The 9,536-nt window shown below is 38.7% G+C and carries 9 protein-coding genes and 2 riboswitches; of the genes, 3 read left to right on the top strand and 6 right to left on the bottom strand.

Annotation, left to right across the window (positions count from 1 at the left end):
• Nucleotides 1–325 precede the first annotated feature (325 nt).
• A complete protein-coding gene (locus HMPREF2811_RS05515) occupies nt 326–1,801 on the top strand; it encodes a carboxylesterase family protein (protein ID WP_071408454.1) in 1,476 nt (491 codons plus the stop codon).
• Nucleotides 1,802–2,018: 217 nt separating this feature from the next.
• Here the strand turns inward: HMPREF2811_RS05515 and thiE are convergent, their stop codons facing one another.
• The 6 genes from thiE to HMPREF2811_RS05485 all read right to left on the bottom strand — a co-directional run bounded on the left by thiE (nt 2,019) and on the right by HMPREF2811_RS05485 (nt 6,987).
• Entirely contained in the window at nt 2,019–2,705 is a 687-nt protein-coding gene (gene thiE, locus HMPREF2811_RS05510) for a thiamine phosphate synthase (RefSeq protein WP_071408453.1), read from the bottom strand.
• On the bottom strand, nt 2,698–3,549 hold the full coding sequence (gene thiD / locus HMPREF2811_RS05505) for a bifunctional hydroxymethylpyrimidine kinase/phosphomethylpyrimidine kinase (protein ID WP_141749265.1): 852 nt from the start codon (nt 3,547–3,549) through the stop codon (nt 2,698–2,700). Before thiD ends, thiE begins: the two co-directional genes overlap by 8 nt.
• Nucleotides 3,542–4,393, bottom strand: coding sequence for a hydroxyethylthiazole kinase (thiM, locus tag HMPREF2811_RS05500; RefSeq protein ID WP_071408452.1), 852 nt, complete (start codon nt 4,391–4,393; stop codon nt 3,542–3,544). Before thiM ends, thiD begins: the two co-directional genes overlap by 8 nt.
• A 95-nt stretch (nt 4,394–4,488) precedes the next feature.
• Nucleotides 4,489–5,475: an ABC transporter substrate-binding protein gene (locus HMPREF2811_RS05495; RefSeq protein ID WP_071408451.1), complete on the bottom strand. Its 987-nt coding sequence runs from the start codon at nt 5,473–5,475 to the stop codon at nt 4,489–4,491.
• Between the two features lie 2 nt (nt 5,476–5,477).
• Nucleotides 5,478–6,251: an ABC transporter permease gene (locus tag HMPREF2811_RS05490; protein ID WP_071408450.1), complete on the bottom strand. Its 774-nt coding sequence runs from the start codon at nt 6,249–6,251 to the stop codon at nt 5,478–5,480.
• Nucleotides 6,244–6,987 (bottom strand): ABC transporter ATP-binding protein, encoded by a 744-nt coding sequence (locus HMPREF2811_RS05485; RefSeq protein ID WP_071408449.1) that lies wholly within the window; start codon nt 6,985–6,987, stop codon nt 6,244–6,246. The genes HMPREF2811_RS05490 and HMPREF2811_RS05485 overlap by 8 nt, the downstream gene beginning before the upstream one ends.
• 99 nt (nt 6,988–7,086) lie before the next feature.
• Nucleotides 7,087–7,193: riboswitch (TPP riboswitch) on the bottom strand.
• Between the two features lie 363 nt (nt 7,194–7,556).
• Nucleotides 7,557–7,653, top strand: a riboswitch (TPP riboswitch).
• Between the two features lie 103 nt (nt 7,654–7,756).
• Between HMPREF2811_RS05485 and tenA the strand changes: the two genes are divergently transcribed.
• A complete protein-coding gene (gene tenA / locus HMPREF2811_RS05480) occupies nt 7,757–8,434 on the top strand; it encodes a thiaminase II (RefSeq protein WP_071408448.1) in 678 nt (225 codons plus the stop codon).
• A gap of 19 nt (nt 8,435–8,453) precedes the next feature.
• A complete protein-coding gene (gene thiW / locus HMPREF2811_RS05475) occupies nt 8,454–9,008 on the top strand; it encodes an energy coupling factor transporter S component ThiW (protein WP_071408447.1) in 555 nt (184 codons plus the stop codon).
• Nucleotides 9,009–9,536: the final 528 nt, after the last annotated feature.

Here is a 9,536-nt window from a genome sequence, read left to right as displayed (position 1 = left end):
AGCATCATAGCGTTTTGATAAGCTAATACTAGCTAGTTTGTCGGATTTTGTTCATCTTTCACGACTGATTCCGGTGCGTTGGAGCGGCAGCATCATAGTGTTTTGATAAGCTAATACTAGTTAGTTTGTCGGATTTTGTCCGTTTTTTATAATCTGATGCTAGTCCATTGACTCAGAACGTGATAGCTTTTTGATCATCTAATGTAGGTGAGTTTACCCGGAGCGTGATAGCTTTAATGAACGCCTAAGGCTAGTCAGTCGAACTGGATTTTGATATGATAAATTTACATTGAGACAATTAATTTTTATCGAGGGAGACTATTATATGAAAACATACCAAAAATTTATCTTAGGTGGCTTAAGTAGTTTTGGAGCACTTGGATTAGCTGCTTGGACTTATAAAAAAGTCGATTTAGCAAAGCGACTACCATTAGGTACTTATCGGATTCAACCGACTATGAGAGATTTAATCAACAGTCAAAATAGTCGTCAAAAACTACAGTGGCAGACTGATAATGGCACGTTTAGAGGATGGGAAGATGAAACGGTTCTGCGCGTTCAAGGAATTCGTTATGCCATTTCAGAACGTTACGGCGCCCCTGAAATGTATACCTATCCTGAAGGGGGCTTTGACATGATGACCCCCGCTCCTTTAAGTGTACAAAATCGCTCGGGATTTGAGGAGTTCTATGGTGGAGTCCAATATGATGCGATTCCTCAAGATGAATTTGGACAGTATTTATCGATTACATTGCCAAAAGATATTCAACCAAATGAGAAACTTCCAGTGTTAGTATGGATTCATGGTGGTGGTTATGGAAATGGGGGTATTGATATAAAATCTTATGACCCGCAATTACTAGTATCGGAACATCGCATAATTGTGGTGAGTATTAGTTATCGTCTGGGCGTTTTAGGTTATTTAAGAGACCGTGACGGGCATTTCGCTAATTTAGGATTATTAGACCAAATAGAAGCTTTAAAATGGATTCATCGTAACATAGGCTATTTTGGTGGCGATAACCAACAAATGACGCTTTACGGCGAATCGGCTGGTGCCAATGCAGTCCAATATTTAATGATTGCACAAGGAACACAAGAACTGTTCCAAAAAGTGATAATCGCCAGTTCACCTTTTGCGACGATGGATGATCGTAATGAAATGAATCGTCAAATGTTAGCTGCTTATAACCAATTGCCAATCGACGCGACGCTTGAAGAAATACTAGCGAAACAAGATCAAATGATAGCCAATATAGACGAAGAAGGTTATGCCAAAAACATGTTCTTTGCACCACATTATGGCGTTTATCCATTACCAACGAGGGAAGAGGCTGAAGCTGCTTGGACAAAAGCTACGCAACGCTTAGATGTGTTAATTGGGGTCACAACACGTGAAGCGGCGGCTTTTATTGGCGAAGATAGTTATTTAAAATTAGCGGGCAGTTTACCTGGCATTAAACGCTTGATCGAACAGAAATTAAAAACATTGTCACACGATATTTTTATAGACGGTGCGGAATCTTTTGCGCAACGTTATGCCAATTCGCAAAGAGCGATGTATTATTATTTAATGCATTGGGGAGAAGGACATCTCTTAGGAGCTAGCCATACGATTGATTTGAGTTTAGCTTTTGGCAATAATCACCCGCAATCGCCAATTCTTTTAGGGATGACGAAAGAATCAGTTGATTATTATGGACGTCAATTCCGTGGGGTATTAGCTGATTTTATTAAAACTGGCGCAATAGATGTTGATGAAATTCCCGATGTCATGACGATTGAACATTTAGGTAAATAATTAATGCGTTCCAGTGTGTAACAAAAAACCTAGCAGTGACTGATAATCCGGACCTGACTTCAATGAGAAGTCAGCCTTGACTATCCGTTGTCTGCTAGGTTATATTTGTTGGCATTTTATTCGGGAACAATGAATGGCAAATAAAAGTTGTGTGGAAAGTATTCACTGGTTAAAAATGCCAAAGGTTTATAAAAGGAATAAGTATAATTAAAGGGATTTAAGCGTGGCTCAATTGTTGAATGGCCATCTTAATGTCGTTGGATGCGCTAATTTCGGAAATAACGCAAATCGCATCAGGATTCATTTGTTGAACTTGTGCGACATTATCTAAATGTATTCCGCCAATCGCAAAAACCGGAAAATCAGGATTAACGGCTTGTAATTGGCTGAATAATTCAGGACCAATGGCCGGGCGGACATTTACTTTTGATTGTGTAGTAAAAATCGGTCCACAGCCAACATAATCGGCACCGTCAGCAATCGCTTGTTGCACTTGTTCAACAGTGTGAGCAGACACGCCTAATAGCATATTATCACCAATTAAGTCGCGTACTTTTTGTGCTTGTGGATCTGTTTGACCGATATGTAAGCCATCAGCTTGAAGTTGAATGGCCATTTCAACATCATCATTAATGAAAAAAATGACATTGTATTGTTGACAGATGGCTTGTGCTTTTTGTGCTAGGTCCAATCGCTCTATATCCGTTAGAATGGACCCATCTTTATCACGGAATTGAAAATAACGAATGCCATGTTGGCAAGCTTCTGTTAGCACGGCCATAAACTTTTCAATTTGTGCGGCTTTTTCTAATTGTGGAAATTGTTGCGTACCTAAAATAAAATAAATAGGGAAAGCGTCTTGTTGTGGCGCTTTTTTTAATGTACTCCATTGACATCTATTCATGAATCGTGACCTCTTGCAATGCGGCTTGTGGATCTTTTGCATAAGCCCAATGGTTGGTTGGGCCATGACCGTGTCCGATACCGAGCGTGTGACTAATAGCAGCGTGAATATAGGCTTTTGCATGATAGACTGCTTCTTCAACCGATAATCCTTTTGCTAAAAATGCCGTAATAGCCGCTGAAAACGTACATCCGGTACCATGGGTATGCGGTGTCTCAATACGAGGACTGGTTAAGGTGAAGGTCTTGCCATGTTGATTGAGGAAATAATCTTCAGCTAAATTATCTTTTGAATAACGATGACCGCCTTTAATGATGACTGCTTCGACACCGAAGGTTAATAATTTTTCAGCTGCTTGTTGGCGTTCTTGATCATTAGTAATCGCAATGCCCGATAAAACTTCCGCCTCTGGAATATTAGGAGTAATTACTTTTCCTAATGGTAATAACTGTGTGCGTAAAGTATTTTGAGCTTCTTCTAATAATAAAGAGGCACCACCTTTCGCAATCATTACCGGATCGATCACTAAGCGCGTTTGCAGTTTGTTTTGTTTAATGGCTTCAGCCACTGTTTGAATCACTTGACTATCATGTAACATACCGGTTTTGACGGCTTGAATTTCGAAGTCACTCGCGACATGATTAATTTGGCCACTAATAATCTCTAAATCCATTGGTTGAATGCCGTGAACCCCTAAAGAATTTTGCACCGTTACGGCCGTTAAAGCAGAAGTACCAAAGGTTTCTAAAGACATAAAAGTTTTTAAATCCGCTTGAATCCCAGCACCACCGCCACTGTCTGAACCGGCAATGGTCATGACCACTGGGTAATGTGTATTAGTCATTGTTTGACATCCTTTCTTGTTTAATTACTAGGTTTGTTAATTCGTTATCATATGTTTTTTTATCATTTGCTTTGACCGAGTGTTCATATAATTGGTTTAATAAATGAATCGGTAAATCACCAGGTCCGGTAGTCACTTGAACGGCACGGCCTCCACACCAAGCATAAAATCCGGTCGCTAAAGTGGCTGCCGTTAAATAGTCAGCTGGCGTAGGCGCTTGACTGATAAAAGCGGCGACGATGGTCGTCGCGACACAACCAGTGCCGGTTACATAACCGAGTAAAGCATCGCCATATTGATGGGTATAGACAGCCGTTTGATTAGCGATATAATCAGTTTTGCCAGTAGCCACCACCACTGTTTGATAAAGGTTGGCTACTTTTAGTAAATGATCGGTCATTTCACCTTCAGGATGACCACCATCCACGCCTTTACCATTACTTTTCGCTCCAGCTAAGGCAGCAATTTCGGAATAATTACCGCAAACAGCGGCGATATCGTATTCACTTAATAAATGTTCAACATAGGCAAGCCGATTGGAAAGTGCCGCTACCCCTACCGGATCGATGATAACCGGAATTTGTTTGTCATTAGCCGCTTTTATGGAAAGCTCAATCGCCTCCATTTTATCTTGATTAAATGGAGATCCGATATTAATGACAATCGCTTGAGATTGAGCCGATACTAAGGGACTGGCATCCGGTTCATCGGTCATAATCGGGGAAGCACCTATAGCTAATAGGGCATTGGCCTGGAAATTGGTGGTTACTTTATTAGTTAAACAATTGATTAAAGGGTTTTGTTTGACGATTTGATCGAGATAAAACGTCATTTGCTCATTCATAACTTATCCAACTTTCTATTATAAAAGATAGGAGGGGGTAGCTAATTTGAAAACCACTGATTTTCTGTTTGCTACTGACCCTCCATTCATCTTGATTATTTACTTAAATCATCCACTAACTCTTCAGCTGTTAATTCTTTAGCAATTGAACCTTTATCAGATAAGAACTTAGCAAAGGCTACATAGTCATCAACAACTAAGTTACCAAAGTCATCTTTACTTACCATGTAATGTTGTAATAATGCCCAAGATTGAAATTCGATTTCTTTATCTAATACATAAGCATTATCTTCATTTTCAAAAATCGTTTCAATCGCTGCTTCAGGATCTTCTAATGCTTTATCAAACCCTTTTTTCAATGCACGCATAAACGCTTGTAGTTCCGGTTTTTTGGCTTCGATGGTGTCATTGCCCGCTACGAAGATTAATTCATCGGAATCTGGCACTCCAAACTCTGTGAAGTCAAAGTAATCAACGTCATAACCTTCTTTTTGTAACATTAATAATTCGTGATTAGTATAAGCGCCAATTAATGCATCGACTTTATCTGTTGCTAAAGCGGGGATTAAGTCCCATCCAACATTAACCATTTCCGCTTTGTCATAACTTGCACCGTCATGTTCCATCATCGCTTCAATAATATTTTCAGAAATAGTGGTCGCTGAGTAACCTACTTTTTTACCTTCTAAATCTTTTGGAGTCGTAATACCAGACTCTTTTTTGTACATGACAGCATCTAAACGTTGTTGTACTAATGAACCGATGGCTTTCGCTGGAATACCTTCAGCTACTGCTTGCATTAATACCGCTGGATAACTCACCGCAATATCCGTTTGACCAGCACCGGCTAATTTAATTGGATCATCTGCTTCAGCAGGCATATTAATCGTTAAGTTTAATCCTTCTTCTTCAAAATAACCTTCTTTAATCGCCACATAGATTGGAACATGGTTCGCATTTGGATACCAGTCTAACATTAAGGATAAATCCATCTTTTCTTCGGCTTGTACTGATTGCGGCATCCATGGTAACACCGTTAAGGCCATTAATAAACTTAAGAATCTGACAACTAATTTTTTCATTTTTATTTCCTCTTTTCTGTATATAAATATTTTAATGAACGATTTTCTAATAATCCGACGAGGTTAAATAATAGAATACCAATTAAGGATAGTACCAAAATACCGGCAAACACACCTTCAGATTTAATACTACTGGACATCCGACGGATATAATAACCTAACCCTTCAGAGCCACCAAGCCATTCTCCAATGACTGCCCCGATTAAAGAATAGACAACGGACATTTTTAAACCCGAGTAGATGGACGGTAGCGCGAATTTCCATTGTAATTGGCTAAACATTTGCCATTTTGACGCACCCATCACTCTGAATAATTCGAGATACTCTTCATCCGTTCGTTTTAAGCCATCGAAGACACTCACCACGACGGGGAAAAAGGTAATCAAAAAGATAATCGCTACTTTGGTCCATAAACTATAACCAAACCACAGTACAAAGATGGGGGACAAGGCGATGGTCGGGATCGTTTGCGAAATCAGGACAAAAGGATAAAATGCCCGCTCGATAAAATCAGAATAATAGAGTAGAATACCAATCAATAAACCAAGTCCGATTGAAAAGGCTACGCCTACGATGACTTCTAATAAAGTTGCTTGAGTGTGCGTCCATAGTTGTGGTGCTTGGGTAAAGAGGGTCTTAATCACATCACTTGGTCTCGGAATGATAAACTTTGGTACCCATTCTCTAGCAACCGCCCATTCGATAATGACTAATAGAACAGCTGAAACAGATAGGAAAGGCCAGTAACGTTGAATTAACTGTCGTAGTTTATTCATGGACGGCCACCTCCAAAGCTTTTTTATACTCAATAAATTGAGCATGATAACGAATGTCTTTCGGTCGTGGACGTGGCAAATCAATGTGCCACTCTTTGATTTGGGTATCGTCGCCATTATGCCAGTTTTGTAATAAATAGACACGATTACTTAAAAGTACAGCTTCATCGATATTATGCGTAATAAAAATAATTGTTTTATTTAATTCTTGCCACAGTGATAGTAACCATTGTTGCATTTCGTATTGCGTAAAACTGTCTAATGCTCCAAAAGGTTCATCGAGCAGTAGTACTGGCTTATTGGCCAAAATCGTCCGTACGAAAGCAGCGCGCTGACGCATTCCACCTGATAGATCTTTCGGTAGAGAATAGGCATAATCTTTTAAACCCGCCTTATCCAACCACTCTAACGCTTTTTCTTTCGAAACAGGATGTTGCTTATCAAGTTTGCCACTGAGTCTAACATTTTCCAAAATCGTCGCCCAAGGAAGTAACAAATCTTTTTGTGGCATATAACCGACATCACCTAATTGAATCGGTCGTCCATCAAAGAGAATTTGGCCCGCATCGGGTTGAAATTGCGTAGTCAGTAATTTAAATAGCGTACTCTTACCACTGCCGCTTTTACCGATTAGCGAAATAAATTCACCTTTAGGAAAGTTGAGGTTGACATTTTGTAATGTCTTCTCGCCTTTAAAGTCGGGGTAGGTAAATGAGACGTTTTTTATTTCAATCATCCAAGACTCCTTTCTATCCATTTGCTCAAAAAAAAGACCCGTTTCTAGGAAACCGGCCCAAAGCATACTGAGTCTTGACTGATCAAAATGTGTACAGTAAAACAAAATTGTAAACATCCCTACGGTAGTACTAACTACATCAGGTCAAGGGTCAAGGAACATTTCAGAAACCTACTCTCAGCGCATTGGCTCCCCTAGTTTAAAATAAATGGATTCAATTGTTAAAAGAGACCCTTTGATTTCACAAAGAAACTCTATCTGTCTATTAGAATAAATCAAGTGATAGTCAATGTCAAGCAGATAAGTTGAACAAAGGATTTGATTCATGGTTTATAAAAAAGTAATATAAGCCAGGTTACTGAGTACTAGCTGTAATAAAAAGTTAACAATTCTGTTTATTAATGCCCAAAATTAGCAAGTTTCATTACGACGCTAAGTGGACCAGACAGGCGATGGAGATAGAATGTCGATTTTATTGGTCTTTGATTCATGACATAGTGGTAGGGAGTGGACCATTATTTAATTAAGCATATCCCCCTTTACAATCCAAGATTAATTTGCTAGTCTATTAGTGACACTAGGGGAGCATGAAAATGCTGAGAGAGAAATTGACCCTTTGAACCTGATTCAGTTAATACTGACGTAGGGAAGTGTGCTTAATTTAATCAGCTAGTTTAATTTTTGTTGGACTGCACCCGATTTAATGCGCACACTTTATCTTTAAAGGTGGGTATTTTTTTGTTCCTAAAATATAAGGAGGAATAACGTCATGACAAAATTTACTGAACGTGTGTATCCAAAAGTTGAATCGATTTGGGCATCGTATTTAGAACACCCATTTGTAAAGGGATTAGGAGAAGGTACGCTGGCTAAAGAGAAATTTCAACGTTGGTTAACGCAAGATTATGTTTATTTAGTTGAGTATTCAAAATTAATGGCTCTAGGCGTAGCCAAGTCGACCGATTTATCGATGATGCGTAGTTTTTCAAAAGCATTATTTGGGACTTTAGAGATGGAGATGGAATTACACCGTCAATTTTCAGCTCAATTTGGGATTAGTGAAGCAGAATTATTACAAACAAAAATGTGGCCAACCAATACAGCCTATACTTCTTATATGTTAAATCATGCCCAAGCGGGTGGCGCAGAATATGCGGTAACGGCCTTATTAACTTGTGCTTGGTCATACGCTTATGTCGGCGAAGCATTAGCGAAACAAAGTCCTGAAAACAATCCTTACCAACAATGGATCGAAATGTATGCGGGCGAAGAATTCCAAACTTTAGCTACTGATATGAAAAATTTAATGGACGAGATGGCTAAAGATTTACCAGAAGCAACCTTAAAACGTCTAGAAGAAATCATTATTAAAACGTCTTACTATGAATATCAATTCTGGACGATGTGCTATGACGGTGAAGATTGGGAAACCCGATACGAAAAATAATAATCCATAATGAGAGGGAATGATTCAAATAAATACACATAAACAAACTCAAAAGCTAATGATTTTATCACTGATGATTGCCTTAGACGTGGTGTTATCACCAATTTTACGAATTGAAGGGATGGCACCGATGTCGAGTGTGATTAATATTATCGCAGCCAGTTTTATGAGCCCTTTATATACCTTTTTAATGGCTTTAATCTGTGGTATTATTCGTATGTTAATGATGGGAATTCCGCCATTAGCTTTAACTGGCGCTGTTTTTGGAGCATTATTTGCAGGATTAGGTTATTGGAAGACACGTAATTTCTGGGCAGCAGCGCTAGGTGAATTTATCGGCACAGGCGTCGTAGGATCATTATTAAGTTATCCGGTTATGGTTTGGTTTACCGGAGTCAAAACAGATTTACACTGGTTAATTTACACACCACGTTTTATGGGCGCTTGTGTAATGGGAGCGATAGCGGCTTTTGTCTTGTACGAAAGACTTAACAAATTATCAGCTTTTCATCGTATGCAACAATTGTTCTTAACAGATAATGAGCGTGTTTTAAGCAGTCAAAATGGTCGCTAATTTATCCAGTAGGAATCAATCTTATACAACATTATATTAATTTGCGAGAGTAGGCAAATAGTGAAAATTCTTTAATTTTTACTATTGATGCCTGCTTTTTTTTGTGAGAAGCAAGCGCACAGTATGATGTTTCCACTATCCAAGTGATTGAGCCGACTTTTTTGTGAAGGGAAAGAAAGCCTAATGAATCAAACTGTTTCCGTCCTCATGTTGATGCCGACTTTTTTGAGGGGAAAGAGATAGTTTGCGCGCGTTAGGCTGGGTGTTTATCTTATATTAGGAAATAAGGTTTGTTTAATGGAATGACCAGATGATATCATTTGTCAAACAGTGTTAAAGACCTTCTATTGAAAAAATTATGGTCTTAGCTATTTTAGTTAACGGCTAAACTTAATTTTCAACTTAATATACACTTTAGACGAGAGGGTGCGCTCTAAATTATTAGATTGAATTTTTATGAACCGCCTTCATCAGATAAAACTCATTAAATTACTATCCTTAGTGTAAAATAACTGTTGGTAAGCTAAA

The organism is Globicatella sp. HMSC072A10 (assembly GCF_001811625.1).
GTDB lineage: Bacteria > Bacillota > Bacilli > Lactobacillales > Aerococcaceae > Globicatella > Globicatella sanguinis.
This window is presented reverse-complemented; position numbering and strand designations above follow the sequence as displayed.

What these genes read in the sequence shown, in the direction of transcription:
- tenA (WP_071408448.1), top strand. Translation starts at nt 7,757, where the DNA reads ATGACAAAATTTACTGAACGTGTGTATCCAAAAGTTGAATCGATTTGG.
- HMPREF2811_RS05515 (WP_071408454.1), top strand. Translation starts at nt 326, where the DNA reads ATGAAAACATACCAAAAATTTATCTTAGGTGGCTTAAGTAGTTTTGGA.
- thiW (WP_071408447.1), top strand. Translation starts at nt 8,454, where the DNA reads ATGATTCAAATAAATACACATAAACAAACTCAAAAGCTAATGATTTTA.
- HMPREF2811_RS05490 (WP_071408450.1), bottom strand. Translation starts at nt 6,251, where the DNA reads ATGAATAAACTACGACAGTTAATTCAACGTTACTGGCCTTTCCTATCT.
- HMPREF2811_RS05495 (WP_071408451.1), bottom strand. Translation starts at nt 5,475, where the DNA reads ATGAAAAAATTAGTTGTCAGATTCTTAAGTTTATTAATGGCCTTAACG.
- thiD (WP_141749265.1), bottom strand. Translation starts at nt 3,549, where the DNA reads ATGACTAATACACATTACCCAGTGGTCATGACCATTGCCGGTTCAGAC.
- HMPREF2811_RS05485 (WP_071408449.1), bottom strand. Translation starts at nt 6,987, where the DNA reads ATGATTGAAATAAAAAACGTCTCATTTACCTACCCCGACTTTAAAGGC.
- thiM (WP_071408452.1), bottom strand. Translation starts at nt 4,393, where the DNA reads ATGAATGAGCAAATGACGTTTTATCTCGATCAAATCGTCAAACAAAAC.
- thiE (WP_071408453.1), bottom strand. Translation starts at nt 2,705, where the DNA reads ATGAATAGATGTCAATGGAGTACATTAAAAAAAGCGCCACAACAAGAC.